Source organism: Serratia sp. 22278, from assembly GCF_052045405.1.
GTDB classification, from domain to species: Bacteria; Pseudomonadota; Gammaproteobacteria; order Enterobacterales; family Enterobacteriaceae; genus Serratia; species Serratia marcescens.
Map to the genome: position 1 here is coordinate 1 of NZ_JBQEOW010000038.1, position 416 is coordinate 416.

The 416-nt window shown below is 64.7% G+C and carries 1 pseudogene; it reads left to right on the forward strand.

From position 1 onward, the window contains the following. A pseudogene (locus ACTJJ6_RS23600) lies at positions 1–416 on the forward strand (transketolase); the annotation flags it as partial.

The following is a 416-nucleotide window of genomic DNA, read 5'->3' on the forward strand; positions in this document are numbered from 1 at the left end:
GCCTTCTACGATGACAACGGCATCTCCATCGACGGCCACGTCGACGGCTGGTTCACCGACGACACCGCCCTGCGTTTTGAAGCCTACGGCTGGCACGTGGTGCGCAACGTCGACGGCCACAACCCGGACGCCATCAAGGCCGCGATTGAAGAAGCCCGCAAGGTGACCGACAAGCCGTCGCTGCTGATGTGCAAGACCGTTATCGGCTTCGGTTCGCCGAACAAGGCCGGCACCCATGACGTGCACGGCGCTGCGCTGGGCGCCGCCGAAGTGGCCGCCACCCGCGAAGCACTGGGCTGGAAATACGCCGCCTTTGAAATCCCGCAGGACATCTACGCCCAGTGGGACGCCAAAGAAGCCGGTCAGGCCAAGGAAGCGGCCTGGAACGACAAGTTCGCCGCCTACGCCAGGGCCTT